The sequence below is a fragment of the Streptomyces sp. NBC_01508 genome (genome assembly GCF_045040315.1).
GTDB lineage: Bacteria > Actinomycetota > Actinomycetes > Streptomycetales > Streptomycetaceae > Streptomyces.
Genome location: NZ_CP109419.1, coordinates 2,387,481 through 2,412,214, shown reverse-complemented (window position 1 = coordinate 2,412,214; position 24,734 = coordinate 2,387,481). Strand labels below are relative to the sequence as shown.

The following is a 24,734-nucleotide window of genomic DNA, read 5'->3' as shown; positions in this document are numbered from 1 at the left end:
AAACCATCTCCCTTGATTAGTGGGAGATTTGCGTGTGTGTGTCGCGTCATGGCCGACCTGTCTCGAAAATGCGAAGACTGATAGCCGTCGGTACGGCGGCACTTGCCGTCCTGGCCGGCGCACTGGTGGCCACCGCCCAGGCCGACGACGGCGGCGGTGAGCAGTTCCTGCCGCCCAAGGACACGAAGGTCGTCAGTTCCAAGGAAATCTCGCCACGAATCATCGGCGGAACGAACACGTCCATCAGCAGCGCCCCATGGATGGTGCAGCTGCTTTTCGAGTTCGACAACGACGGATACTTCTACTTCACCTGCGGCGGAACGCTCGTCGCGCCCAACAAGGTTCTTACGGCGGCGCACTGCGTCACCGACAAGAACGGCTCGGACCCGGACTTCGACACGCTGTCCGACACCCTCCAGCAGGTCACACAGCCGCTGCGCTCGGACGCCGAGTGCTCGCAGAACCTCGACACCTCGCTCGGCCAGCCGGGCGCGTACAAACCCGGCCACATGATCTGCGCGGGCAACGGCGGCACGGGGAACGACTCCACGGGCAAGGCGACCTGCCCCGGTGACTCCGGCAGCCCGATGATGGTGAGTGGCCGGATCATCGGCGTCACCTCCTGCGGTGTCGCCACCCAGTCCGAGCTGTGCAACTTCGGTGACACGTACGACGTGTACACCAAGGTCTCGACCTACACACCGGCCATCCAGCCGCGTATCGACGGCACCAGCTTCAGCCGCGATCACCGGGCGGACCCTTTCGCTCGCACCACGGGCAGCACCGGCCGCACCTTCACGTCAAGCGGTGAGAAGCTCACTCGCAAGGCGTTCACCGGGTCGTACAGCGGCTACAACTACATCGTGCGGACCGACCTCAACAGGGACGGCTACGAGGACCTCGTCGCCCGCCAGGCGAGCACGGGCGACGTCTACTGGCTGCACCGCTCCGTGAGCAGTGCGACGTACGTGAAGACCAAGATCTTCTCCAACTGGAAGACGGTCCGCGCGATCGTCGCCCCCGGCGACGTGAACGGTGACGGCAAGTCCGACGTCCTGGTTCGTACGACGGGTGGCACCCTGTCCCTCCTCAAGGGCACCGGCAAGGCCACGTCCGAGATCTTCGCCACACCGGTAGGTCTTGGCAGCGGCTGGCAGAGCTACTACACCATCGCCTGAATCCGCAGGTGAGGACCGGCCGACCGGTCACTCGCCAACACATTCCTGTGGCCCCCGCTCCGGCGGGGGCCACAGCTTGTTGTGCAACCCTGCCAGCTTGCCGACGAGAGCTGAGGAGCACATGACCGATCAGAGCAGGGGCGGCCGAATACGCGCGACCGGCACGCGCCGCAAGAAGCCCGGCACGCGCCGTCGCGCCACCACCGCGGCCGCGTGGTCGGCCGCGGCCCTGGTCCTCGTCGGCGGGTCCGGTCTCGGATACGCGTACATCAAGCTCAACGGCAACATCCAGGGCGTGGACATCAACGCCAGGCTCGGCACCGACCGCCCCGTCGACGTCGACAACGGTTCGATGGACATCCTCGTCCTCGGCTCCGACTCGCGCTCCGGCGACAACGCCGAATACGGCACCGACCAGGGCGGAGCCCGTTCGGACACCGCGATGATCATGCATGTCAACGAGGGTCACCGGACGGCCAGTGTCGTCTCCGTACCGCGTGACACGATCGTCGAGCGCCCCGACTGCCAGGACGACAAGGGCGCCACCGCGGCCGGCGAGCAGCGGGCCATGTTCAACACCGCGTACGAGGTCGGCGGCCCGGCCTGCGCGGTGAAGACCGTCGAGACGATGTCCGGCATCCGCATGGACCACTACATCGAGGTCGACTTCACCGGGTTCAAGCAGCTCATCGACGATCTCGGCGGCGTGAAGATCACCACCAACGAGGCCATCGACGACTCCAAGAGCCAGTTGAAACTCGCACCCGGCACGCACACCCTGGACGGTGAGCAGGCGCTCGCCCTCGTCAGGACCCGCACGAGCGTCGGCGACGGCAGCGACCTCGGCCGGATCCAGCTCCAGCAGGCGTTCATCAAGGCGCTGATCACCCAGGTCAAGGACATCGGTCTGCTCAGCAGCCCCAAGAAGCTGTACGACGTCGCCGACAGCGCGACGCGGGCGATCACCCCCGATTCCGAGCTGGACTCGGTCAGGGAACTCGTCGGCTTCGCCGGCGGTCTGAAGAGCCTCGGGGCCAAGGACGTCAACATGATCACGCTGCCCGTCGAGTACGACCCGGCGGACCCGAACCGTGTCGTACCGCTGGAGAAGGAGTCCGAGCAGGTGTGGACCGCGCTCCGGGCGGACAAGCCGGTCCCGGCGTCGGCGACGGAGGAGTCCGCGGGCGACAAGGGCGACGCGTCCGGCGTGGTCGCGGGCGGCTGACGGCCGACGGCTGACGGCTGACGACCGACGGCGCGAGCGCACGGCGTGGCGGCGGAATAGATCCGGGGCCACCCCGGTTTTGGAGATACGGCCGGTCCTGGCAGACTGGTACGTCGGCCCCGGTTCACGTACGAGCATCCGCGCGTGCGACCCGGCGCCTTCCTCGCCCGGCGAGGATGTTCCCGAGGAGACACCGTGAAGCGCGACATCCACCCCACGTACGTCGAGACCCAGGTCAGCTGTACCTGCGGTGCGTCGTTCACCACTCGCAGCACGATCGAATCGGGCTCCGTCCGTGCCGAGATCTGCTCCGAGTGCCACCCGTTCTACACGGGCAAGCAGAAGATCCTCGACACCGGTGGCCGCGTGGCCCGCTTCGAGGCCCGCTTCGGCAAGGCTGCCGCCGGCTCCGCCAACAAGTAGCGAGCCAACTGCGCCGGTTCTCGGCGCCCCTGCCCTGGGGCGTCGGGACCGGCGCTTTGCCGTCCCGCAGCGCATTGCGCGGCACGGATTCCGCAGCACCTTCGCGCAGCACCTACGTACGCAACCCAGGAGCCCCCGAATGTTCGAGGCGGTCGAGGAACTGGTCGGCGAGCACGCCGACCTGGAGAAGAAGCTCGCCGACCCGTCGGTCCACGCGGACCAGGCGCACGCCCGCAAGCTCAACAAGCGGTACGCCGAACTGACCCCGATCATCGGGACATACCGCTCCTGGAAGCAGACCGGGGACGACATCGAGACGGCCCGCGAGTTCGCGGCGGACCCCACCGACCCTTCGGCGGGCGACTTCGCCGCCGAGGCCAAGGTGCTGGAGAAGCAGCGCGACGAACTCACCGAGAAGCTGCGCCTGCTGCTCGTCCCGCGCGACCCCAGCGACGACAAGGACGTCATCCTGGAGATCAAGGCGGGCGCGGGCGGCGACGAGTCGGCGCTGTTCGCCGGTGACCTCCTGCGGATGTATCTGCGGTACGCCGAGCGCGTGGGCTGGAAGACCGAGATCATCGACGCCACCGAGTCCGAGCTGGGCGGCTACAAGGACGTCCAGGTCGCCGTGAAGACCAAGGGCGGCAACGGGGCCACCGAGCCCGGCCAGGGCGTCTGGGCGCGGCTCAAGTACGAGGGCGGGGTGCACCGCGTGCAGCGGGTGCCGTCCACCGAGTCGCAGGGCCGGATCCACACCTCGGCGGCCGGTGTCCTCGTGACGCCGGAGGCGGAGGAGGTCGACGTGGAGATCCTCGCCAACGACCTGCGGATCGACGTCTACCGCTCCTCGGGCCCCGGCGGCCAGTCCGTCAACACGACCGACTCCGCCGTCCGGATCACGCATCTGCCCACCGGAGTCGTCGCTTCCTGCCAGAACGAGAAGAGCCAGCTCCAGAACAAGGAGCAGGCCATGCGTATCCTGCGCTCGCGGCTGCTTGCCGCGGCACAGGAGGAGGCGGAGAAGAACGCGGCGGACGTCCGGCGCAGCCAGGTGCGTACCGTCGACCGGTCCGAGAAGATCCGTACGTACAACTTTCCGGAAAACCGGATCTCGGACCACCGTGTCGGCTTCAAGGCGTACAACTTGGACCAGGTGCTCGACGGCGAGCTGGCGGCAGTGATCCAGGCCTGCGTCGACGCCGACTCGGCGGCGAAGCTCGCGGCCGCCTGAGCGCACTTCCGCCACTTCCCGTACCGATCACGTCCCCTCCCCTTCTACGTCTCAGGAGGAACCAGCGTGCAGCCACCTTCTGGGGGGCCCAGCGACCCTCAGCGGCTCCGCCGCGGGCCCGCCCCCCGCAGTCTGCTGCTTGCCGAGGTGGCCCAGGCCACCCAGCGGCTGGCCGACGCGGGCGTGCCGTCGCCGCGGTTCGACGCGGAGGAGCTGGCCGCCTTCGTGCACGGCGTCAAGCGCGGAGAGCTGCACAGCGTCGTGGACGAGGAGTTCGACGCCCGCTACTGGGAGACCGTCGCGCGCCGCGAGGCCCGCGAACCGCTCCAGCACATCACCGGGCGGGTGTTCTTCCGGTATCTGGAACTCCAGGTCGGGCCAGGGGTGTTCGTGCCCCGGCCGGAGACCGAGTCCGTCGTCGGCTGGGCCATAGACGCGGTCCGCGCGATGGACGTCGTCGAGCCGCTGATCGTCGATCTCTGCTCCGGATCCGGCGCGATCGCGCTCGCCATGGCACAGGAGGTGCCGCGCTCGCGCGTGCACGCCGTGGAGCTGTCCGAGGACGCCCTCACCTGGACGCGGCGGAACGCCGAGGGGTCCAGGGTCACCGTGCACCGCGGAGACGCCCTGACGGCCCTCCCGGACTTCGACGGCCAGGTCGACCTGGTCATCTCCAACCCGCCGTACATCCCGCTCACCGAGTGGGAGTACGTGGCGCCCGAGGCCCGCGACCACGACCCGCAGATGGCGCTCTTCTCCGGCGAGGACGGCCTCGACACGATCCGGGGCATCGAACGCACCGCGCACCGGCTGCTGCGCCCCGGCGGCCTCGTCGTCGTGGAGCACGCGGACACGCAGGGCGGGCAGGTCCCGTGGATCTTCAGCGAGGAGGCCGGCTGGGCGGACGCGGCCGACCACCCGGACCTGAACAAGCGCCCGCGTTTCGCGACGGCGCGCAAGGCCATGCCGTGATGACCGCCGGACCAGGTGCGACGACGGGGACCACTGAGGCTGTGAGCTTCACCCCGACGACCCCGACGACCCCGATGCCTCCGACGACCTCGGCGCGTGAGCCGAAGGGGCGCGCCGCTGTCGAAAGGGAGAGCGCGCGGAGGTCCGTGAGGAACGAGCGGACCGAGCACGGTCGACTGTCGACAGGGGCACAGAGCGCCCCGGAGGCGAACCGAGCCTCAGAAACCAAGAAGAGAGAGGGCCGTTGATATGGCACGGCGATACGACTGCAACGACGCGACCGACCGCACGACCGGTCTGCGTGAAGCCGCGTCCGCCGTCCGCCGCGGCGAGTTGGTCGTCCTGCCCACCGACACCGTCTACGGTCTCGGCGCCGACGCCTTCAGTTCGGAAGCCGTCGCCGACCTCCTCGACGCCAAGGGCCGGGGCCGTAACATGCCCACGCCCGTCCTCATCGGCTCCCCGAACACCCTGCACGGCCTGGTCACGGACTTCTCGGAGCAGGCCTGGGAACTCGTCGACGCCTTCTGGCCGGGCGCGCTCACGCTGGTCGCCAAGCACCAGCCCTCGCTCCAGTGGGACCTCGGCGACACCCGTGGCACCGTCGCGATCCGGATGCCGCTGCACCCCGTCGCGATCGAGCTGCTGACCGAGGTCGGCCCGATGGCCGTCTCCAGCGCCAACCTGACCGGACACCCCGCGCCGGAGGACTGTGACTCGGCGCAGGAGATGCTGGCGGACGCGGTGTCGGTGTATCTCGACGGCGGGCGGACGCCGGGCATCGTGCCGTCGTCGATCGTGGACGTGACCGGCAAGGTCCCGCTGCTGCTGCGCGCGGGCGCCGTCGACGCCGACGAGCTCCGCAAGGTCGTACCCGACCTTGAGGTGGCCAATTGACCGCCCCTGAGGGGCGTGGCATAGCGGGACTTCCCGACACCTTCCGCATCCTCCACGTCAGTACCGGCAACGTGTGCCGCTCGCCCATCACCGAGCGGCTGAACCGGCATGCCCTGAGCGACCGCCTCGGCGAGCGCCTGACGGGCGGGCTCATCGTGGAGAGCGCGGGCACCTGGGGACACGAGGGGGCCTCGATGGAGGCCAACGCGGAGGCCGTCCTGGCGGATTTCGGCGCGGACCCGTCCGGCTTCGTCGGGCGGGAGCTGCTGGACGAGCATGTGATCCGCGCCGATCTGGTCCTGACCGCGACGCGTGACCACCGGGCGCAGGTCATCTCGATGGGTCACTCGGCGGGGCTGCGGACCTTCACGCTGAAGGAGTTCACGCGTCTCGTACGGGCCATAGACCCGGCGACGCTGCCCGACCCCCTCGACGAGGGTGTGGTCGAGCGGGCCCGTGCGCTGGTGCGTGCCGCCGCCGCGCTGCGCGGCTGGCTGCTGGCCCCCAACGCGGAGGCGGACGAGGTCTACGACCCGTACGGCGCGCCCATCACGTTCTTCCGTTCCATCGGCGACGAGATCCACCAGGCGCTGGATCCGGTGGTGACGGCGCTCACGGGCGTACCGACCCCGCACTGATCCCGGGATCCCGCGCCCGCGCCTCGTCGCACCCGGTCGCACCCCGTCCCACGCCGTCGCACACCGTTCAGCACCGGCGACGTACGGTGAGTGCGGCGTCGGGGCGTACGGTGGGACGAATTTGTGCAACCGCCGCGGCGCCGTGTATGTCCTTGACCATGTGGCTACGCGCATTCCAACAGTCGTCCTGTCGCGAGCTAGTGTGTGTGGCTCGGATGGTCGGCGATTCCTGTGGGGCAGCCTGTGCGTGATTACCTGCTGACGCTCTGCGTGACGGCCGCGGTGACATATCTGCTGACCGGTCCGGTGCGGAAGTTCGCCATCGCGATCGGCGCGATGCCCGCGATCCGCGCCCGCGACGTCCACCGCGAACCGACACCGCGTCTCGGCGGTATCGCCATGTTCTTCGGCCTGTGCGCCGGACTGCTCGTGGCCAGCAACCTGCAGAATCTCGGCGGGGTCTTCGAGCGGTCGAACGAGCCGCGCGCCCTGCTGTCCGGGGCCGCGCTGATCTGGCTGATCGGTGTCCTGGACGACAAGTTCGAGATCGACGCCCTGATCAAGCTCGGCGGCCAGATGATCGCCGCCGGTGTGATGGTGATGCAGGGTCTGACGATCCTGTGGATCCCGGTGCCCGGTGTCGGCACCGTCGCGCTGACCTCCTGGCAGGGCACGCTCCTCACGGTCGCCCTCGTCGTCATCACCATCAACGCGGTCAACTTCGTCGACGGGCTCGACGGTCTGGCCTCCGGCATGGTGTGCATCGCGGCGGCGGCGTTCTTCCTGTACGCGTACCGGATCTGGTACGGGTACGGCATCGAGGCCGCCGCCCCCGCCACGCTCTTCGCCGCGATCCTGATGGGTATGTGCATCGGCTTCCTGCCGCACAACATGCATCCGGCCCGGATCTTCATGGGCGACTCGGGATCGATGCTGATCGGTCTGGTGCTCGCGACGGGCGCCATCTCCATCACGGGCCAGGTGGATCCGGACGCCCTGAAGATCTACGCGGACGGTTCGACCCGGGAGGCGACCCACGCCGCGCTGCCGGTCTTCATCCCGCTGTTGCTGCCGCTGACGATCATCGCGATCCCGGTCGCCGACCTCGTCCTGGCGATCGTGCGGCGCACCTGGAACGGGCAGTCGCCGTTCGCCGCCGACCGCGGCCATCTCCACCACCGGCTGCTGGAGATCGGTCACTCGCACAGCAGGTCCGTACTGATCATGTACTTCTGGTCGGCGCTGATCGCCTTCGGCGTGGTGCTGTACTCGGTCCACTCCTCGTCCACCATGTCCACGATGTGGATCGTGCTCGCCGTCGTCGCGCTGAGTGCCCTGGGGCTGCTGCTCCTGCTGCTGCCCCGCTTCACGCCGCGCGCTCCGAGCTGGGCCGAGGCCGTCGTGCCGCCCCGCTACCGGCGCGGACGGCGGGGCGCCCAGGGGGAGTTGGCGCAGGCCGGCCACGAGTCGCGGGAGCCGGGGGAGAGCCGGCCGGACGCCGGCTCACCGGAACCCCACGAGCCCCTCGCGAGCGACGGCGTACCGGCCGGTGAGCGGACGCCGGTGCCGGCGGGCGTCAACGGGGCGACCGCGATCGGACCGCGATCTCGCTTCCCCGATCGACGCAAGGCGGATTCGTCGTTCTGAGAATTGTCTCAACTGCCCCCATTACCAGACAAGACGGCTCTGTGTCCGGCTTACGCGTACCAATTGGTCCTCATGTGTGACGGTAAGCACACCTTCATGGTAAAGACCTCATCAAATAGTTTGTGATACCGTTCACGAGACCCGGCGCCAGAGCCGAAGGACCGTAGTGCGACGGTCCGTTGGCCCGAGAATCCAACTCTCGGACCGGGCCTACGCTCGTCCATGACGACACCATCTGCCCCACCCAGCAAGCGGAGCTGCCGCCATGCCGACCAACGACGTCCGGATCCTCCTCAACACCGCCGTACCCACCGTGATCGCCGGTGTCATCGCCGTTGCCATCAGCGGTGCGGTCAGCGGTGGCAAGGGTGCTCTGGGAGCCGCTGTCGGTGTCCTGGTGGTCGTCCTCTTCATGGGTGTCGGTCTCACGGTTCTCCAGCGCACCGCGAAGTCGCTGCCGCACCTCTTCCAGGCGATGGGGCTGATGCTCTACACCGCCCAGTTGCTGCTGCTGCTCGTCTTCCTGGCCGTCTTCAAGGACACCACGCTGTTCAACCCGAAGGCCTTCGGGTTCACGCTCCTCGCGGCGACCCTCGTCTGGATCGCCGCGCAGGCCCGCGCGTACATGAAGGCCAAGATCCTCTATGTCGAACCCGAGTCGTCGACGGCCGGAAAGTCGGAGAAGACGGGGTCCTCGGCGTGAAGGGTAGGGCCGGGATAAGTGCCCGTTCGGGCTCCTGCTATCGTCCGGTTCCAACTGCGGCATTGCGGGCGCGGGCATCCGAGCTGACGCCTGTTCCATCGCGAGGCTCCATGCCTGAGAGCCGCCCCCACATCTGTCACACCAGTCCAGTGCCGAACCGCGGCTTCGTCCCGCGCCGACACAACGAGGTTGCCGTACCTATGCGCCACGCTGAAGGAGCCCGCGGTGAGTGCTGATACCCAGACCCTCGCCTTCGATGCGAGCTGCCATATCTTTTCCGGCTGCGGGTTCCCGGCTCCGGGCCTCCATACGTTCATGTACAAGCCCATGTTCGAGGTGGCCGGCTTCGAATTCAACAAGCCGATGCTGCTTGCCCTGTTGAGCACGATCGTGGTTGTCGGATTCTTCTGGGCGGCGTTCAACAAGCCGAAGCTGGTGCCGGGCAAGGTCCAGATGATCGGCGAGGCCGGTTACGACTTCGTCCGCCGCGGCATCGTCTACGAGATCATTGGCAAGAAGGACGGTGAGAAGTACGTCCCCTTGATGGTGTCGCTCTTCTTCTTCGTCTGGCTGATGAACCTCTGGTCGATCATCCCGATCGCACAGTTCCCGGTCACCTCGCTGATCGCGTACCCCGCGGCCCTGGCGATCATCGTCTACATCCTGTGGGTCGGCCTGACCTTCAAGACGCACGGATGGGGCGGTGGCTGGAAGAACATCACCGGCTACGACAAGTCGCTCGGCTGGGTCCTGCCGCTCGTCGTGGTGATCGAGTTCTTCTCGAACCTGCTGATCCGGCCCTTCACCCACGCGGTCCGACTGTTCGCCAACATGTTCGCGGGTCACCTGCTCATCGTGATGTTCACGCTGGCCACGTACTACCTGCTGAACGGACTGGGCTTCGTCTACGCCGGTGCCTCGTTCGCGATGGTGCTCATCATGACCGTCTTCGAACTCTTCATCCAGGCCGTCCAGGCGTACGTCTTCGTGCTCCTGGCCTGTAGCTACATCCAGGGCGCGCTCGCCAAGAGCCACTGAGCCCGGCCCGTAATCCAGAGCCAACACAAGAACCAACAGACGTCCGGTGGCCAACCCCCACCCGGTCCGTGAAAGAGAAGGAAGTAACGGCATGTCCGCTGCTCTCGAATTGGTCAACCTCGCCTCCGCCAAGACCACCGTCGTCGGCAACGTGGCCTCGATCGGCTACGGCCTCGCCGCGATCGGCCCCGGCGTCGGCGTCGGCATCATCTTCGGTAACGGCACCCAGGCGCTCGCCCGTCAGCCTGAGGCGGCCGGCCTGATCCGCACCAACCAGATCATGGGTTTCGCCTTCTGTGAGGCGCTCGCCCTCATCGGCATCGTCATGGGCTTCGTCTACCAGTAAGCCGGACCGACAGGTAGCCCGACCCCTTTCACGGAAGGCATTGATGTGAACGCTCTCTACGTTGCGGCAGCGGCGGAGGCTCAGAATCCGCTCGTCCCGCATCTTGACGAGCTCATCATCGGCCTGATCGCCTTCGCCATCGTCTTCGGCTTCCTCGCCAAGAAGCTCCTCCCGAACATCAACAAGGTTCTGGACGAGCGCCGTGAGGCCATCGAAGGTGGCATCGAGAAGGCGGAAGAGGCCAAGACCGAGGCGCAGAGCGTCCTGGAGCAGTACAAGGCCCAGCTCGACGAGGCGCGTCACGAGGCCGCCCGTCTCCGCCAGGAGGCGACCGAACAGGGCGCCACCATCATCCAGGAGATGAAGGCGGAGGGGCAGCGGCAGCGCGAGGAGATCGTCGCCGCCGGCCACGCCCAGATCGAGGCGGACCGCAAGGCCGCGGCCTCGGAGCTCCGTCAGGACGTGGGCAAGCTCGCCACCGACCTCGCCGGCAAGCTCGTCGGGGAGTCCCTTGAGGACAGCGCCCGGCAGAGCCGCACCATCGACCGCTTCCTCGACGGACTTGAGGACGGCGCGTCGAAGGCTGAGGCAACTCGATGACTGCGACAGCGCACGGAGCGAGCCGCGCGGCGCTGGCCGCCGCACGTGAGCGTCTCGACGCGCTGACCGACAACACGTCGGTCGACGCGGCGAAGCTCGCCGACGAGCTGACCGCCGTCACCGCGCTGCTCCACCGCGAGGTGTCGCTGCGCCGGGTCCTGACCGACCCGGCGCGGTCCGGCGAGTCCAGGGCCGAACTGGCCGGCGGACTGCTGGCCGGGCAGGTGGGCGGCGAGGCCGTCGACCTGATCAGCGGCATGGTCCGGTCCCGCTGGTCGCAGCCGCGTGACCTGGTCGACGCGGTGGAGGAGCTGGCGGCACTCGCCGAGCTCACCGCCGCGCAGCGGGCGGGTGTCCTCGACGACGTGGAGGACGAGCTGTTCCGGTTCGGCCGGATCGTCGAGTCCAGCACCGAGCTGCGGGCGGCGCTCACCGACCGGGCGGCGACGGCTTCGGCCAAGACCGCCCTGCTGAACAGCCTGCTGGGCGGCCGGGCCACCCCGAGCACCGAGCGACTGGTCGTGCGGCTGGTGTCCCAGCCCCGGGGACGTAGCCTGGAAGCGGGTCTTCAGACTCTCTCCCGGCTCGCCGCGGCCCGCCGGGACCGGATGGTGGCGGTCGTCACCACGGCGGTACCGCTCACCGAAGGCCAGAAGCAGCGCCTCGGCGCCGCCCTGGCCAGGCTGTACGGCCACCCGATGCATCTGAACCTCGACGTGGACCCCGAGGTCCTCGGCGGGGTCACGGTCCGCGTCGGCGACGAGGTCGTCAACGGCACGATCGCGGAACGTCTCGACGAGGCGGCCCGGCGGCTGGCCGGCTGACGGCCGACAGCTCGCACGTGATACCCGGATTACAGACACACATACCGAGATCAAGAACAGCGGCCCGGTTGGGCCGTGCAGAAATTGCAGAAGATTCCTGGGGGTCGCCCCCAGACCCCCAAAGAACTTCGGGCCCAACAAGGAGAGCAGGGAATCCAGATGGCGGAGCTCACGATCCGGCCGGAGGAGATCCGGGATGCGCTGGAGAACTTTGTCCAGTCGTACAAGCCGGACGCGGCCTCGCGCGAGGAGGTCGGTACGGTCAGCGTTGCCGGTGACGGCATCGCGAAGGTCGAGGGTCTGCCCTCGGCCATGGCGAACGAACTGCTGAAGTTCGAGGACGGGACCCTGGGTCTCGCCCTGAACCTGGAGGAGCGCGAGATCGGCGCTGTCGTCCTCGGTGAGTTCAGCGGTATCGAGGAGGGTCAGTCGGTCACCCGTACCGGCGAAGTGCTCTCCGTCGGCGTCGGCGAGGGTTACCTCGGCCGCGTCGTCGACCCGCTCGGCGCCCCGATCGACGGCCTCGGCGAGATCGCGACCGACAGCCGCCGCGCCCTGGAGCTGCAGGCTCCGGGCGTCATGGTCCGTAAGTCGGTGCACGAGCCGATGCAGACCGGTTACAAGGCCGTCGACTCGATGGTGCCGATCGGCCGTGGCCAGCGTCAGCTGATCATCGGCGACCGCCAGACCGGCAAGACCGCCCTGGCCGTCGACACCATCATCAACCAGCGCGACAACTGGCGCTCGGGCGACGTGAACAAGCAGGTGCGCTGCATCTACGTCGCCATCGGCCAGAAGGGCTCCACCATCGCGTCCGTACGCGGTGCGCTGGAAGAGGCCGGCGCTCTTGAGTACACGACGATCGTCGCCGCCCCGGCGTCCGACCCGGCGGGCTTCAAGTACCTGGCCCCGTACACCGGTTCGGCCATCGGCCAGCACTGGATGTACCAGGGCAAGCACGTCCTGATCATCTTCGACGACCTGTCGAAGCAGGCCGACGCCTACCGCGCCGTCTCGCTGCTGCTGCGCCGTCCGCCGGGCCGCGAGGCCTACCCGGGCGACGTCTTCTACCTGCACTCGCGTCTGCTGGAGCGCTGCGCCAAGCTCTCCGACGAGATGGGCGCCGGTTCGATGACGGGCCTGCCCATCGTCGAGACCAAGGCGAACGACGTCTCGGCGTTCATTCCGACCAACGTCATCTCCATCACCGACGGTCAGTGCTTCCTGGAGTCCGACCTGTTCAACGCCGGCCAGCGGCCCGCGCTGAACGTCGGTATCTCGGTCTCCCGAGTCGGCGGTTCCGCCCAGCACAAGGCCATGCGCCAGGTGTCGGGACGTCTGCGCGTGGACCTCGCCCAGTACCGCGAGCTGGAGGCGTTCGCCGCCTTCGGTTCCGACCTGGACGCCGCGTCGAAGGCGTCGCTCCAGCGTGGTCAGCGCCTGGTCGAGCTGCTGAAGCAGCCGCAGTACGCGCCGTACCCGATCGAGGAGCAGGTCGTCTCCATCTTCGCCGGCACCACCGGAAGGATGGACGACGTCCCGGTCGAGGACATCAGCCGGTTCGAGAGCAAGCTGCTGGAGCACCTGCGCCGCGAGCGCAAGGAGCTGCTGACGTCCATCGTCGAGGGCGGCAAGATGTCGGACGACACGGTCGAGTCCATCAGTGACGCCATCGCCGCCTTCAAGAAGCAGTTCGAGACCTCGGACGGCAAGCTTCTGGGCGACGACGCCCCGGCCGTCAACGTCTCCAAGTGACGACGGAAGGGACCTGACTCATGGGAGCCCAGCTCCGGGTCTACAAGCGTCGCATCAAATCCGTCACCGCGACCAAGAAGATCACCAAGGCGATGGAGATGATCGCCGCCTCGCGCATCGTCAAGGCGCAGCGCCAGGTGACGGCCTCCACGCCGTACGCGACCGAGCTGACCCGCGCGGTCACGGCGGTGGCGACCGGATCCAACACCAAGCACGCCCTGACCACGGAGGTCGAGGCGCCGGTCCGGGCCGCGGTCCTGCTCATCACGAGCGACCGCGGACTGGCGGGCGGCTACTCCTCCAACGCCATCAAGGCGGCGGAGCGGCTCACCGAGCGGCTCAAGGGTGAGGGCAAGGAGGTCGACTCGTACATCGTCGGCCGCAAGGGTGTCGCCTACTACGGCTTCCGTGAGCGCAAGGTCACGGAGTCGTGGACCGGCTTCACCGACAGTCCGACCTACGCGGACGCCAAGCAGGTCGCCGGACCGCTGATCGAAGCGGTCCAGCGGGACACGGCGGACGGCGGCGTGGACGAACTCCACATCGTCTTCACCGAGTTCGTCTCGATGCTGACGCAGACGCCGGTACAGAACCGGCTGCTGCCTCTCTCCCTCGCCGACACGTCGAAGGACGGGGACGACGAGGGCGACGCGGCGAAGAAGCACGAGATCCTTCCGCTGTTCGACTTCGAGCCGTCGGCGGAGGACGTCCTCGACGCCCTGCTGCCGCGCTACGTCGAGAGCCGTATCTACAACGCGCTGCTCCAGGCCGCCGCTTCCAAGCACGCGGCCACCCGACGCGCGATGAAGTCGGCGACCGACAACGCCGGGGATCTCATCAAGAGCCTCTCCCGGCTTGCCAACGCGGCCCGCCAGGCCGAAATCACCCAGGAAATCAGCGAGATCGTCGGTGGCGCCAGCGCCCTGGCCGACGCGACCGCGGGGAGTGAAAAGTAATGACGACCACAGTTGAGGCCGCCACCCCGGGAAGCACGGCCACGGGCCGCGTGTCCCGGGTCATCGGCCCGGTCGTCGACGTGGAGTTCCCCGTCGACGCGATGCCGGAGATCTACAACGCGCTGCACGTCGAGGTGGCCGACCCGGCCGAGGACGGCAAGAAGAAGACGCTGACGCTCGAAGTCGCCCAGCACCTGGGTGACGGAGTCGTACGCGCCGTCTCGATGCAGCCGACCGACGGTCTGGTCCGCCAGGCCGTGGTGACGGACACCGGCGCGGGCATCTCGGTGCCCGTGGGTGACGTGACCAAGGGCAAGGTGTTCAACACCCTCGGCGAGATCCTGAACGACCCCGAAGGCAAGGCGCAGATCACCGAGCGCTGGCCGATCCACCGCAAGGCCCCGGCCTTCGACCAGCTTGAGTCGAAGACCGAGATGTTCGAGACCGGCCTGAAGGTCGTCGACCTGCTGACCCCGTACGTCAAGGGCGGCAAGATCGGTCTCTTCGGTGGAGCGGGCGTCGGCAAGACGGTCCTCATCCAGGAAATGATCATGCGTGTGGCGAAGCTGCACGACGGTGTTTCCGTGTTCGCCGGTGTCGGTGAGCGCACCCGTGAGGGCAACGACCTCATCGACGAGATGACCGAGTCGGGCGTCCTGGACAAGACCGCGCTGGTCTTCGGCCAGATGGACGAGCCGCCGGGCACCCGTCTGCGGGTCGCCCTGTCCGCCCTGACCATGGCGGAGTACTTCCGCGATGTGCAGAAGCAGGACGTGCTGCTCTTCATCGACAACATCTTCCGCTTCACCCAGGCCGGTTCCGAGGTCTCCACGCTGCTCGGCCGTATGCCGTCCGCGGTGGGTTACCAGCCGACCCTGGCGGACGAGATGGGTGTGCTCCAGGAGCGCATCACCTCGACCCGCGGTCACTCGATCACCTCGATGCAGGCGATCTACGTGCCGGCGGACGACCTGACCGACCCGGCCCCGGCCACGACCTTCGCGCACCTCGACGCGACGACCGTGCTGTCGCGTCCGATCTCGGAGAAGGGCATCTACCCGGCGGTCGACCCGCTGGACTCGACGTCCCGCATCCTGGACCCGCGCTACATCTCGCAGGCGCACTACGACGCGGCCAGCCGCGTCAAGGGAATCCTGCAGAAGTACAAGGACCTCCAGGACATCATCGCGATCCTCGGTATCGACGAACTGGGCGAGGAGGACAAGCTCGTTGTCCACCGGGCCCGCCGCGTCGAGCGCTTCCTGTCGCAGAACACCCACGCCGCCAAGCAGTTCACCGGCCTGGACGGCTCCGACGTGCCGCTCGACGAGTCGATCGCCGCGTTCAACGCGATCTGTGACGGGGAGTACGACCACTTCCCCGAGCAGGCGTTCTTCATGTGCGGTGGTATCGAGGACCTGAAGGCGAACGCCAAGGAGCTCGGCATCTCCTGAGTCCTCGACTCAACGGCGGGGGGGCGGTCTCGTGCCGCCCCCCGCCGAACCGCCGATCGTGACCCCATAGAATCTAGACCGACACCCGGCGACACAGCCGGGTGGTGACCCGAGGAGCACCCTTGGCTGCTGAGCTGCACGTCGAGCTGGTCGCCGCGGACCGCAGTGTCTGGTCCGGCGAGGCCACCCTGGTCGTCGCGCGCACCACCTCCGGCGACATCGGCGTCATGCCCGGTCACCAGCCGCTGCTCGGTGTGCTGGAGTCGGGCCCCGTGACCATCCGTACGACCGACGGCGGCACGGTTGTCGCCGCCGTGCACGGCGGTTTCCTCTCGTTCGCCGACAACAAGCTGTCGCTGCTCGCGGAGATCGCCGAGCTCGCGGACGAGATCGACGCCCAGCGTGCCGAGCGCGCGCTGGAGCGTGCCAAGTCGGGTGAGGACGACGCAGCCGAGCGTCGCGCCGATGTCCGACTGCGCGCTGTGGCGGTGCGTTGACGCACCGCTCCTGGAATTACCCTCAGCCGCGGCCCGTTCTGGAGTCATCCAGACCGTGTCGCGGCTGAGGCGATGCGGCAGCTGTTTCTGTTCGTTCACGCGGGTTACTCGATGAGGCGAGGAGGTCGGTACCGATGGTCCTCGCACTGCTTGTCTGCGGACTGGTCGTCGTGCTGGTTGCGGTGGGGCTCTTCGTCTTCGGGCTGCGCCGACGGCTGATCCAGCGGTCCGGAGGGACCTTCGACTGTTCGCTGCGCTGGAACGTGGCGGAGGAGCCCGACACGTCCGGCAAGGGCTGGGTGTACGGCGTGGCCCGCTACAGCGGCGACCGGATCAACTGGTTCCGGGTCTTCTCGTACGCCCCCAGGCCCCGCCGCAGCCTCGAACGCTCGGCCATCGAGGTGCTCGCCCGCCGCGCCCCCGAGGGCGAGGAGGAACTGGCGCTGCTCTCCGACTCCGTCGTGCTCGGCTGTGTCCACCAGGGCACGCGCCTGGAGCTGGCGATGAGCGAGGACGCGCTGACCGGCTTTCTCGCCTGGCTGGAGGCGGCGCCGCCCGGCCAGCGGGTGAACGTCGCCTGAGTCCGCGCGGCGACGACGAACGACGAGGGGGACGGTGCCGGTGGGCACCGTCCCCCTCGCTCCGTGCGTGGTGTGTTACTTCAGACCGTTGTTGATCGCGGTCACGAGTTCGCCGTTCGCGGTGTCACCGGTGAAGTCCCAGAAGAACGCTCCGCCGAGACCCTGGCTCTTCGCCCAGGTCATCTTCGTGCCGATCGTCGCCGGGGTGTCGTAACTCCACCAGTTGCTGCCGCACTTGGCGTACGCGGTGCCGCCGACGGTGCCGGTGGCGGGGCAGGTGTTCTTCAGGACCTTGTAGTCCTCGTTGCCCGCCTCGTACGTGCCGGGAGCCGGGCCGGTCGCCGTACCTCCTGGTCCGGCCTGGGTGACTCCGGTCCAGCCGCGTCCGTAGAAGCCGATGCCGAGCAGCAGTTTCTTGGCCGGGACGCCCTTCGCCTTGTACTTGGCTATCGCGTCGGCCGAGTTGAAGCCGGCCGTCGGGATGCCCGGGTAGGAGGTGAGCGGGGAGTGCGGGGCCGTGGGACCCTGCGCGGCCCAGGCGCCGAAGAAGTCGTACGTCATCACGTTGTACCAGTCGATGTACTGCGAGGCGCCGCCGTAGTCGGCCGCGTCGATCTTGCCGCCGCTGGCCGCGTCGGCGGTGACGGCCGCGGTGACCAGGTAGTTCTGGCCGAACTTGGCGCGCATGGCCTGCATCATGTTCTTCATCGACGCGGGACCGCTGGTGTCACAGGTCAGACCACAGGCGTTCGGGTACTCCCAGTCCAGGTCGATGCCGTCGAAGACATCGGCCCAGCGCGGGTCCTCGACCAGGTCGTAGCAGGACTGCGCGAACGCGGCCGGGTTCTGCACCGCTTGGCCGAAGCCGCCGGACCAGGTCCAGCCGCCGAACGACCAGAGGACCTTGATGTTGGGATTGGCGGCCTTGAGCTTGCGCAGCTGGTTGAAGTTGCCGCGCAGCGGCTGGTCCCAGGTGTCGGCCACGCCGTCGACCGACTGGTCGGCGGTGTACGCCTTGTCGTACGCGGCGAAGCTGTCACCGATGGTGCACTTGCCGCCCTGTACGTTGCCGAACGCGTAGTTGATGTGCGTGATCTTGGACGCGCTGCCCGACGTCACCAGGTTCTTGACGTGGTAGTTGCGGCCGTAGATGCCCCACTCGGTGAAGTAGCCCATCTTGATCTGGTCACCGGGCGGGGTGCCCGGGTCCGTGCCGCCGCCGGTGGTCTTGACGGCGACCGCCGCGCTGGCCGGGCCCGTCTGGTCGGCGGTGTCACGGGCCTGGACGCTGTACGAGTAGCTGGTGCCCGCGGTCAGCCCGGTGTTCGTGTACGTCGTGCCGGTGACCGTGGCGATCTTCGCGCCGTCCCGCAGGACGTCGTAGTTCTTGATGCCCTTGTCGTCGGTGGCGGCGCTCCAGCTGAGCTTCGCCGACGTGTTGGTGATCTCGCTCGCGGTGGGGGTGCCGGGGGCGGTGGGAGGCGTGTCACCGGGGACACCCCCGCCGTCGCAGGACGCGCCGTTGAGCTTGCAGCCGGACGGGGCGCCGGAGCCCGCGCCGGTGCCGTTGAAGCCGAAGGTGACGGAGGCGCCCGGGGTGAGGGTGCCGTTCCAGCCGAGGTTCTTGGCGGTCCAGTGGTTGGTGCCGCTCTTGGTGACCGTGGCGTCCCAGGCGGAGCCGACGCCGGTGCCGGCGGGGAAGTCCCACTCGACGGTCCAGGAGCTGAGGGTCGTGGTGCCGGTGTTCTTCACCGTCCACGAGCCTTCGAAGCCGGAGCCCCAGTCGGATTTCTTGGTGTACGTGGCGGTGGCCGACGCGGCTGCCTCGGCGGGGGAGGCCAGGCCGACCATGGCGGCGAGGGGGAGGAGCAGTGCGGTCAGCGCCGCGACGGTTCTGGATCGGAATCTGGGTCTGCGGACGGACGTCTTCGTGCTCAAGGGGTACTCCTCGAGTGAGTCAAGACAGTTCGGGGATGGTCCGTGGATGGTCCGTGACACCCGACTCTTGCGACAGCTCGCGCACTAGTCAGTGGGCGTGAGAGTAAGGAGGTCTGGACCAATCGTCAATAGGTCCAGACCAAAGGTGTGGCCAGTCGTCCGCCGGTCGTCCGTCGCCCGTCCCTCGGTCGGTCGTCCGTCGTCCGTCCGTGGTCCGTCCGGCGGTCGTCCTCCGCCGTTCGCCCGTCGGTCAGATTCCCAACTCCTGTGCCAGCACGGCCGCTTGCACCCGGCTGCGCAGTGCGAGCTTCCCCAGCAGCCTGCTCACATGCGTCTTGACGGTCGCCTCGGCCATGTCGAGCCGCACCGCGATCTCGGCGTTCGACAGCCCGTCACCCAGGCTGGCCAGCACCTCCCGCTCACGCCGGGTCAGCGGGTCGAGCACCGTGAGGTCCGGCGCGTCCGGCGACCGTACGGCCTTCGGTGCGGCGAACTCCGCGATCAGCCGGCGTGTCACGGCGGGCGCGATCAGGCCCTCGCCGCGCGCCACCGTCCGTACCGCCTCGACGAGATCGCGCGCCTCGGTGTTCTTCAGCAGAAACCCGGACGCCCCGGCGCGCAGCGCGCCGAAGACGTACTCGTCCAGGTCGAACGTCGTCAGTACGAGCACGTCGGCCAGCTTCTCGGCGACCACCTGCCGGGTCGCCGACACCCCGTCGAGCCGGGGCATCTGAACATCCATCAGCACCAGATCCGGGCGCAGTTCACGGGCCAGGCGCACCGCCTCCTCGCCGTCCCGCGCCTCGCCGACGACCTCGATCCCGGGTGAACTGCGCAGGATCAGCACCAGCCCCGCGCGTACCGCAGACTGGTCCTCGGCCACCAGAACCCTGATCGTCATGCCGCGCCGTCCTCCTCGTCCACGGGCAGCTCCGCCCGTACCCGCCAGATCTTGGTGCCGGCCGTGCCAGCCGCGTCGTCCGCCGCGACCGGTCCCGCCTCGAACTCGCCGTCCAGCAGGGCGACTCGCTCCCGCATCCCGACCAGCCCGGCACCCGAGCCCGGCGCACGCGGCCCCGGCCGGTCACCGTACGGGCTGACGACCTCGACGCGCAGAGCACGTCGCGAACGGTCCAGGGACACCGTCACGGGGCCGCGCGGCGCGTGCTTGAGCGCGTTGGTCAGCGACTCCTGGACGATGCGGTACGCCGCCATCTCGACCGGGGCGGGCAGCGCCGGCCCCTCGCCCCGGCGGTCCGCCAGCGTGAACGTGAGCCCGCTGGACGCGCCGTTGGTACGCGCCTGCTCCACGAGCGAGTCGAGCGCCCGCAGGGTCGGCGCCGGGGCCGGCCGCCGGTCGTCGGTGTCGTCGGATTCCCGCAGCAGCCCGATCAGCCGTCGCATCTCGGCCAGCCCCGCGACGCTGTTCTCGCGGATCACCGTCAGCGCGTCCTTCGTGGTCCGCGCGTCGTCCAGGGAGAGCGCGGCGGTGGAGTGGATCGCGATGGCCGACAGATGGTTGGCGACCATGTCGTGCAGTTCGCGGGCCATCCGGGCGCGCTCGGCCGTGACGGCCTGCGTCCGGTCCATCTCGGCGAGCAGCGCGGTCTGTTCGGCCCGCAGCCGGGCGGCCTCGGCGGCGTCGCGGTGATTGCGCACCAGCACACCGGTGGTGGCCGGGGCGACGCTGATCGCGCCGGCGACGACGCCGAGGAACAGCCCCTCCGGCGACCGGAGCCAGCTCAGGGCCGCGACGGTGACGACGACCGTGGCCAGCGCCGTGCCCCAGGGGATACGGCGGGCGGCGGACGGACTCCCGTACAGCACCGCCGCGTACACGATGTCCGTGAACATGGCGATCGTCGCCACGCTGCCCACGGTGAACTGGTCGGCGAGGAGCGCGAGGGTGGCGACGAACAGTGCCGTACGGGGCGCGCTCCTGCGCAGCAGCTCCATCAGGGACATGGCGACCAGCGGCAGCAGCACCCAGAGGCCGGTCAGTCCCCGGCTGCCCTGGGTGTGCAGCCCGAGCGCCCAGAGCAGCACGCCGCCGAGCAGGCCGGCCGCGGCGATCAGGACGTCCTCTCGGTGCGGGCGGTGCAGGCGCGGCGGGCGCGGGAAGGCGGTCACCCCACCATCAAACACGGCGCCGCGGGCGGGCACCTCCACGTACCGGCCGAGGCGGCGGTACATCAAAGGATGCAGTCACGGTTCGTCACTGGTGACGACGATCGGGGCCGGGTCCGGCGGGAAGCTGGGAGTGAGTCGGAGGGAGACTGCCGTGATCGTCGTTCTGATCATCATCTGCGAGGTCGGATTCTGGGTGCTGCTGGGCATCGGACTGGCCCTGCGCTACCTCGCCAGGATGCCGCGCGCCTCGGTCGCGGTGCTGCTGTGCGAGCCGCTGCTGGAGGTCCTGCTGCTGGTCGTGACGGCGATCGACCTCAAGAACGGGGCCGAACCGGACTGGAAGCACGGCCTCGCGGCGGTGTACATCGGCTTCTCGGTGGCCCTGGGGCCGCAGCTGGTCAAGTGGGCCGACGCGCGCTTCGCCCACCGCTTCGCGGACGGCCCGCCGCCGGTGAGGCCGCCGAAGTACGGCAAGGCCCGCGTGATCCACGAGTGGCGGACCGCGGCGCGCTGGATCGTGGCCGCGTCCATCGCCCTCGGTCTGCTCCAGGCCGCGATCTGGTACGTCGGCGCCGACGGGGACACCGGGTCGCTCCGGAAGTGGCAGGAGACGATGACCTTCGTCATCGGCATCAACGTGCTGATCGCGCTCGGTTACACGATCTTCCCGAAGAAGGGGCCGGGCGACAGCGCCCCGGCGGAGCGGACCACGTCCTACAGCGACTACTGAGGGGCCTGGTTCAGCGCTCGCCGCCCGGCACCCACAGCACGTCTCCGACCTCCTTGTTGGCCACCCTGGCCAGGATGAACAGGAGGTCGGAGAGCCGGTTGAGATACGTCGCCGTCAGCGGGTTCATGACCTCCCCGTGCACCTCGAACGCCGCCCACGTCGAGCGCTCCGCGCGCCGTACGACGGTGCACGCCTGGTGCAGCAGCGCCGCCCCCGCCGTACCGCCCGGCAGGATGAAGCTGCGCAGCTTGTCGACCTCCGCCAGGAACAGGTCGCAGTCCGACTCCAGCTTGTCGATGTACGACTGCTCGACCCGCAGCGGCGGATACTCGGGCGCCTCGACCACCGGTGTGGAGAGGTCGGCGCCGACGTCGAAGAGGTCGTTCTGGACCCGGACGAGCACCTTCACGATGTCGTCCCTGAGCTGCCCCAGCGCGATCGCCGTACCGATGGCGGCGTTCGCCTCGTTGGCGTCGGCGTAGGCGGCGATCCGCAGGTCGGTCTTGGCGGTACGGCTCATGTCGCCGAGCGCCGTGGTGCCCTTGTCGCCGGTACGGGTGTAGATACGCGTCAGATTGACCATGGGTCCAGCGTAGGTCCTGACGCGTGCGCGCTCAGGCGTCTGCCCCGCGGAAGACCCGGGTGCCGATCGTGACCGACACCCCCACCAGGGCCAGGGCCACCAGCGCGCCGTACAGCACCGTGGCGCTCGCGTAGTCGACCACGTACCCCGCCCGTACCGCGTCCACCAGGTGGCGCAGCGGTCGAGAAACCCGCGAACGAGGCCCCGAGCAGGGCGAGTTGGAGGAGGAGTCCGGGCACCAGGATCTGCCAGGAGTCGGCCTTCGCACCGAGCGGCAGATCGGTCGGCAGCGGCCCGAAGAAGAGCAGGAACAGCAGCGGCATCAGGACGCCGAAGAGGATCTGGTACTTGGAGCTCAGGGTCTGCCGGGCGTACCGCTCGAAGATCAGCACGGTGTCCGAGACCCCGGGTGCGAGGGCAGTGGGGACATGGCGGGAGCCGTCCTAGACGGCTACGGGAAGGCGTCGGCCGGACCCCGGAGAGCACTTCGCGCGAAGCTCTCACGCTGCTGGACGACATCGAGGAAGTGCTGGGCGAAAAGGTGCTCAAGTACGCTGTACGGCAAGGCTGATGGGCCGCCCGGGCGCGCGTACGGATGTGATGTCCGTCATGTGAGACGTGACGCGCATCTCTTCACCACCACAGGGCAGCTCACGACCGATAACCTCCGGCAGAGAACAAATGTAAAGCGCGTGTTAAGGCGCGTGCCGGGTCCGGAGCGGAAATCAAGGGGTACGTCGTGGCCAGGAAGCTCGCCGTCATCGGTGCCGGACTCATGGGGTCCGGAATCGCGCAGGTCTCGGCCCGGGCGGGCTGGGACGTGACTCTGCGAGATGTGACCGACGAGGCCCTGGCCCGCGGCAAGGACGCGATCCGCGCCTCGTACGCCAAATTCGTCACCAAGGGCAAGCTCGAAGAGGCGGACGCGGACGCGGCGCTCGCCCGTATCACCACGACCACCGATCTGGACGCGGTGGCCGACGCCGACATCGTCGTCGAGGCCGTCTTCGAGAAGCTCGACATCAAGCACGAGATCTTCCGGACGCTCGACAAGCTCGTACGCGACGACACCGTCCTCGCCTCCAACACCTCGGCCATCCCGATCACCAAGATCGCCGCCGTGACGGAGCGTCCCGAACGGGTCGTGGGCGCGCACTTCTTCTCGCCCGTACCGATGATGAACCTCTGCGAGCTGGTACGCGGCTACAAGACCAGCGACGAAACCCTCGCCACCACACGGGAGTTCGCCGAATCGGTCGGCAAGACCTGCATCGTCGTCAACCGCGACGTCGCCGGCTTCGTCACCACCCGGCTCATCACCGCCCTGGTGGTCGAGGCGGCCAAGCTCCAGGAGTCGGGCGTCGCCACCGCCGAGGACATCGACATCGCGTGCAAGCTCGGCTTCGGCCACGCCATGGGGCCGCTCGCCACCGCGGACCTCACGGGCGTCGACATCCTGCTGCACGCCGCCGACAACATCTACACCGAGTCCCAGGACGAGAAGTTCGCGGCGCCCGAGTTGATGCGCCGGATGGTGGACGCGGGTGACATCGGGCGCAAGAGCGGGCAGGGCTTCTACAAGCACTGACTGACGACCGGCCCTCGCTCGGCGGGCGCTGGGCCACATCGACGGTTCCGTCCTCACCCCACCGGGTGAATTCGGTATCAGTTCGCTTACGGACGGCAACTTCCTCGGCCGCACGGCTGTCAGGTATTGCACAACGACTTACGCAACGACCTTGCACAACGACCGACCTCGCACGACGACCTCGCACGACGACCTCGTACAACGACAGAGAACACAGACGCGGAGCACAAAAGCATTCGGGGAGCGCATATGTACATCAGGGGCGACCACGCCGAGCTGGTCGTCGAGGGCCGCCTCGACGTCCGCAGCGCGGCGGACGCCCGTACGGTCCTGCACTCGGCCGTCGACGACGGAACCGGCGACCTGGTGCTCGATCTGACCGGACTGGATTCCTGGGACGCCACGGGCCTCGGCGTCATCATGGGCGCGCACCGCAGGGCCGGACGGTGCGGACGCAGACTCGTCCTGCGCGGTGTGCCGGCCCAGATGCAGCGCCTGCTGGTGGCCACCCGGCTGCACCGCATCCTCGCCATCGAGGGCGGCATCGCAGCAGAATCGCTTCCGCGCGTCTGAACGTGCCAACGACCGGCCACGGCCGGGCGCGGCCCTGCCCCGCCCGGCCGGCGCCGCGCGGGCCACGCACAATCCTCACGAGACCGTGACGTCTCGGACGGGGTGGCACCCCGGCTGTTCCTGGATACTGTGCGGAGGTTTAGGGTTTCGGCCGTCGGCCGACCAACAACCCATGCGGCGGGCACCGGACCAGAAGTGACAGCGGGGCGTGTGAGGCCGGGAGGGCA

General features: G+C 68.5%; 26 protein-coding genes and 1 pseudogene. 21 read left to right on the top strand and 6 right to left on the bottom strand.

What is annotated here, in order from left to right; all coding sequences use genetic code 11:
• The first annotated feature begins 68 nt into the window (after positions 1 to 68).
• The 18 genes from OG700_RS10815 to OG700_RS10730 all read left to right on the top strand — a co-directional run bounded on the left by OG700_RS10815 (position 69) and on the right by OG700_RS10730 (position 16,965).
• Positions 69 to 1,178, top strand: a complete 1,110-nt coding sequence (locus OG700_RS10815; protein ID WP_405612227.1) for a trypsin-like serine protease — start codon at positions 69 to 71, stop codon at positions 1,176 to 1,178.
• A gap of 121 nt (positions 1,179 to 1,299) precedes the next feature.
• The gene (locus OG700_RS10810; protein WP_405612225.1) at positions 1,300 to 2,403 is read left to right on the top strand and encodes an LCP family protein; all 1,104 of its coding nucleotides are present in this window, start codon (positions 1,300 to 1,302) and stop codon (positions 2,401 to 2,403) included.
• 195 nt (positions 2,404 to 2,598) lie between these two features.
• Positions 2,599 to 2,826: a 50S ribosomal protein L31 gene (gene rpmE / locus OG700_RS10805; RefSeq protein ID WP_023538649.1), complete on the top strand. Its 228-nt coding sequence runs from the start codon at positions 2,599 to 2,601 to the stop codon at positions 2,824 to 2,826.
• Positions 2,827 to 2,965: 139 nt separating this feature from the next.
• Complete coding sequence (prfA, locus tag OG700_RS10800) at positions 2,966 to 4,057, top strand: peptide chain release factor 1 (RefSeq protein ID WP_405612223.1); 1,092 nt, start codon at positions 2,966 to 2,968, stop codon at positions 4,055 to 4,057.
• Positions 4,058 to 4,189: 132 nt separating this feature from the next.
• Positions 4,190 to 5,029 carry a peptide chain release factor N(5)-glutamine methyltransferase gene (gene prmC / locus OG700_RS10795; protein WP_356586597.1) on the top strand — a complete coding sequence of 280 codons (840 nt, stop codon included), beginning with the start codon at positions 4,190 to 4,192 and terminating at the stop codon, positions 5,027 to 5,029.
• 249 nt (positions 5,030 to 5,278) lie between these two features.
• On the top strand, positions 5,279 to 5,926 hold the full coding sequence (locus OG700_RS10790; protein ID WP_405612221.1) for an L-threonylcarbamoyladenylate synthase: 648 nt from the start codon (positions 5,279 to 5,281) through the stop codon (positions 5,924 to 5,926).
• Entirely contained in the window at positions 5,923 to 6,564 is a 642-nt protein-coding gene (locus OG700_RS10785) for a protein-tyrosine-phosphatase (RefSeq protein WP_329381540.1), read from the top strand. The genes OG700_RS10790 and OG700_RS10785 overlap by 4 nt, the downstream gene beginning before the upstream one ends.
• A gap of 243 nt (positions 6,565 to 6,807) precedes the next feature.
• Positions 6,808 to 8,211: an MraY family glycosyltransferase gene (locus OG700_RS10780; protein ID WP_405612218.1), complete on the top strand. Its 1,404-nt coding sequence runs from the start codon at positions 6,808 to 6,810 to the stop codon at positions 8,209 to 8,211.
• A 265-nt stretch (positions 8,212 to 8,476) separates the two neighbouring features.
• Positions 8,477 to 8,914 (top strand): hypothetical protein, encoded by a 438-nt coding sequence (locus OG700_RS10775; RefSeq protein ID WP_405612216.1) that lies wholly within the window; start codon positions 8,477 to 8,479, stop codon positions 8,912 to 8,914.
• A 225-nt stretch (positions 8,915 to 9,139) separates the two neighbouring features.
• On the top strand, positions 9,140 to 9,952 hold the full coding sequence (atpB, locus tag OG700_RS10770; RefSeq protein ID WP_405612214.1) for a F0F1 ATP synthase subunit A: 813 nt from the start codon (positions 9,140 to 9,142) through the stop codon (positions 9,950 to 9,952).
• Positions 9,953 to 10,043: 91 nt separating this feature from the next.
• The gene (gene atpE, locus OG700_RS10765; RefSeq protein WP_078075070.1) at positions 10,044 to 10,298 is read left to right on the top strand and encodes an ATP synthase F0 subunit C; all 255 of its coding nucleotides are present in this window, start codon (positions 10,044 to 10,046) and stop codon (positions 10,296 to 10,298) included.
• A 45-nt stretch (positions 10,299 to 10,343) separates the two neighbouring features.
• Positions 10,344 to 10,898 (top strand): F0F1 ATP synthase subunit B, encoded by a 555-nt coding sequence (locus OG700_RS10760; protein WP_405612212.1) that lies wholly within the window; start codon positions 10,344 to 10,346, stop codon positions 10,896 to 10,898.
• The gene (locus OG700_RS10755; protein ID WP_405612210.1) at positions 10,895 to 11,722 is read left to right on the top strand and encodes a F0F1 ATP synthase subunit delta; all 828 of its coding nucleotides are present in this window, start codon (positions 10,895 to 10,897) and stop codon (positions 11,720 to 11,722) included. Before OG700_RS10760 ends, OG700_RS10755 begins: the two co-directional genes overlap by 4 nt.
• 159 nt (positions 11,723 to 11,881) lie before the next feature.
• Positions 11,882 to 13,477 carry a F0F1 ATP synthase subunit alpha gene (gene atpA / locus OG700_RS10750; RefSeq protein ID WP_405612208.1) on the top strand — a complete coding sequence of 532 codons (1,596 nt, stop codon included), beginning with the start codon at positions 11,882 to 11,884 and terminating at the stop codon, positions 13,475 to 13,477.
• A 20-nt stretch (positions 13,478 to 13,497) separates the two neighbouring features.
• On the top strand, positions 13,498 to 14,433 hold the full coding sequence (locus tag OG700_RS10745) for a F0F1 ATP synthase subunit gamma (protein WP_405612206.1): 936 nt from the start codon (positions 13,498 to 13,500) through the stop codon (positions 14,431 to 14,433).
• Positions 14,433 to 15,887 (top strand): F0F1 ATP synthase subunit beta, encoded by a 1,455-nt coding sequence (atpD, locus tag OG700_RS10740; protein ID WP_405612204.1) that lies wholly within the window; start codon positions 14,433 to 14,435, stop codon positions 15,885 to 15,887. The genes OG700_RS10745 and atpD overlap by 1 nt, the downstream gene beginning before the upstream one ends.
• A 122-nt stretch (positions 15,888 to 16,009) precedes the next feature.
• The gene (locus OG700_RS10735) at positions 16,010 to 16,384 is read left to right on the top strand and encodes a F0F1 ATP synthase subunit epsilon (protein ID WP_147873836.1); all 375 of its coding nucleotides are present in this window, start codon (positions 16,010 to 16,012) and stop codon (positions 16,382 to 16,384) included.
• 134 nt (positions 16,385 to 16,518) lie between these two features.
• On the top strand, positions 16,519 to 16,965 hold the full coding sequence (locus OG700_RS10730) for a DUF2550 domain-containing protein (protein WP_147873835.1): 447 nt from the start codon (positions 16,519 to 16,521) through the stop codon (positions 16,963 to 16,965).
• 75 nt (positions 16,966 to 17,040) lie between these two features.
• Here OG700_RS10730 and OG700_RS10725 read toward each other — a convergent pair whose 3' ends face one another.
• The 3 genes from OG700_RS10725 to OG700_RS10715 form a co-directional block, all read right to left on the bottom strand.
• Positions 17,041 to 18,903: a glycosyl hydrolase family 18 protein gene (locus OG700_RS10725; protein WP_405612202.1), complete on the bottom strand. Its 1,863-nt coding sequence runs from the start codon at positions 18,901 to 18,903 to the stop codon at positions 17,041 to 17,043.
• A 250-nt stretch (positions 18,904 to 19,153) separates the two neighbouring features.
• Positions 19,154 to 19,804, bottom strand: a complete 651-nt coding sequence (locus OG700_RS10720; RefSeq protein ID WP_405612200.1) for a response regulator — start codon at positions 19,802 to 19,804, stop codon at positions 19,154 to 19,156.
• A complete protein-coding gene (locus OG700_RS10715; RefSeq protein WP_405612198.1) occupies positions 19,801 to 21,096 on the bottom strand; it encodes a sensor histidine kinase in 1,296 nt (431 codons plus the stop codon). Before OG700_RS10715 ends, OG700_RS10720 begins: the two co-directional genes overlap by 4 nt.
• An 88-nt stretch (positions 21,097 to 21,184) precedes the next feature.
• Between OG700_RS10715 and OG700_RS10710 the strand changes: the two genes are divergently transcribed.
• On the top strand, positions 21,185 to 21,763 hold the full coding sequence (locus tag OG700_RS10710; RefSeq protein WP_405612196.1) for a hypothetical protein: 579 nt from the start codon (positions 21,185 to 21,187) through the stop codon (positions 21,761 to 21,763).
• A 10-nt stretch (positions 21,764 to 21,773) separates the two neighbouring features.
• Here the strand turns inward: OG700_RS10710 and OG700_RS10705 are convergent, their stop codons facing one another.
• The 3 genes and pseudogenes from OG700_RS10705 to OG700_RS10695 all read right to left on the bottom strand — a co-directional run.
• Complete coding sequence (locus tag OG700_RS10705; protein WP_405612194.1) at positions 21,774 to 22,346, bottom strand: cob(I)yrinic acid a,c-diamide adenosyltransferase; 573 nt, start codon at positions 22,344 to 22,346, stop codon at positions 21,774 to 21,776.
• 31 nt (positions 22,347 to 22,377) lie between these two features.
• On the bottom strand, positions 22,378 to 22,512 hold the full coding sequence (locus OG700_RS10700; RefSeq protein WP_405622264.1) for a hypothetical protein: 135 nt from the start codon (positions 22,510 to 22,512) through the stop codon (positions 22,378 to 22,380).
• A 16-nt stretch (positions 22,513 to 22,528) separates the two neighbouring features.
• A pseudogene (locus tag OG700_RS10695) lies at positions 22,529 to 22,738 on the bottom strand (ABC transporter permease); the annotation flags it as partial.
• Positions 22,739 to 23,085: 347 nt separating this feature from the next.
• Here OG700_RS10695 and OG700_RS10690 point away from each other — a divergent pair.
• Together OG700_RS10690 and OG700_RS10685 are read left to right on the top strand one after the other, a co-directional pair.
• On the top strand, positions 23,086 to 23,934 hold the full coding sequence (locus tag OG700_RS10690; RefSeq protein WP_405612192.1) for a 3-hydroxyacyl-CoA dehydrogenase family protein: 849 nt from the start codon (positions 23,086 to 23,088) through the stop codon (positions 23,932 to 23,934).
• Positions 23,935 to 24,183: 249 nt separating this feature from the next.
• Positions 24,184 to 24,507 carry an STAS domain-containing protein gene (locus OG700_RS10685; protein ID WP_405612190.1) on the top strand — a complete coding sequence of 108 codons (324 nt, stop codon included), beginning with the start codon at positions 24,184 to 24,186 and terminating at the stop codon, positions 24,505 to 24,507.
• The last annotated feature ends 227 nt before the right edge of the window (positions 24,508 to 24,734 follow it).

Coding starts and splice junctions, on each gene's coding strand:
- OG700_RS10815 (WP_405612227.1), top strand. CDS start 69: ATGCGAAGACTGATAGCCGTCGGTACGGCGGCACTTGCCGTCCTGGCC.
- OG700_RS10810 (WP_405612225.1), top strand. CDS start 1,300: ATGACCGATCAGAGCAGGGGCGGCCGAATACGCGCGACCGGCACGCGC.
- prfA (WP_405612223.1), top strand. CDS start 2,966: ATGTTCGAGGCGGTCGAGGAACTGGTCGGCGAGCACGCCGACCTGGAG.
- OG700_RS10790 (WP_405612221.1), top strand. CDS start 5,279: ATGGCACGGCGATACGACTGCAACGACGCGACCGACCGCACGACCGGT.
- OG700_RS10775 (WP_405612216.1), top strand. CDS start 8,477: ATGCCGACCAACGACGTCCGGATCCTCCTCAACACCGCCGTACCCACC.
- atpE (WP_078075070.1), top strand. CDS start 10,044: ATGTCCGCTGCTCTCGAATTGGTCAACCTCGCCTCCGCCAAGACCACC.
- OG700_RS10755 (WP_405612210.1), top strand. CDS start 10,895: ATGACTGCGACAGCGCACGGAGCGAGCCGCGCGGCGCTGGCCGCCGCA.
- atpA (WP_405612208.1), top strand. CDS start 11,882: ATGGCGGAGCTCACGATCCGGCCGGAGGAGATCCGGGATGCGCTGGAG.
- OG700_RS10745 (WP_405612206.1), top strand. CDS start 13,498: ATGGGAGCCCAGCTCCGGGTCTACAAGCGTCGCATCAAATCCGTCACC.
- atpD (WP_405612204.1), top strand. CDS start 14,433: ATGACGACCACAGTTGAGGCCGCCACCCCGGGAAGCACGGCCACGGGC.
- OG700_RS10730 (WP_147873835.1), top strand. CDS start 16,519: ATGGTCCTCGCACTGCTTGTCTGCGGACTGGTCGTCGTGCTGGTTGCG.
- OG700_RS10720 (WP_405612200.1), bottom strand. CDS start 19,804: ATGACGATCAGGGTTCTGGTGGCCGAGGACCAGTCTGCGGTACGCGCG.
- OG700_RS10715 (WP_405612198.1), bottom strand. CDS start 21,096: ATGTACCGCCGCCTCGGCCGGTACGTGGAGGTGCCCGCCCGCGGCGCC.
- OG700_RS10705 (WP_405612194.1), bottom strand. CDS start 22,346: ATGGTCAATCTGACGCGTATCTACACCCGTACCGGCGACAAGGGCACC.
- OG700_RS10685 (WP_405612190.1), top strand. CDS start 24,184: ATGTACATCAGGGGCGACCACGCCGAGCTGGTCGTCGAGGGCCGCCTC.